1 protein-coding gene is annotated in these 221 nt (G+C 67.0%); it reads right to left on the bottom strand.

The window, feature by feature from the left end:
- Positions 1 to 15: 15 nt before the first annotated feature.
- Positions 16 to 221, bottom strand: a 206-nt coding sequence (locus tag ACPYOM_RS24270) for a hypothetical protein (protein ID WP_481347944.1), incomplete at its 5' end; no start/stop codon positions are given.

Here is a 221-nt window from a genome sequence, read left to right as displayed (position 1 = left end):
CCGTTGTCGGCAGCGTCAGATGTGTATAAGAGACAGCCCTCCACGACCGAGCCGAAGAACCACCGGGAGAGGTGAGGCACCACGAGGGCGACCCGCCCGGTGTTGCCCTTCGCCAGCCGTGAGGCCTCGGGCGACACGAAGTCTGTCTCTTATACACATCTCCGAGCCCACGAGACGCGTAGTAATCTGGGGGGGGGGGGGGCGCGGGTAGGGGGGGGGGG

The organism is Monashia sp. HAY1-2A (assembly GCF_056755315.1).
This window is presented reverse-complemented; position numbering and strand designations above follow the sequence as displayed.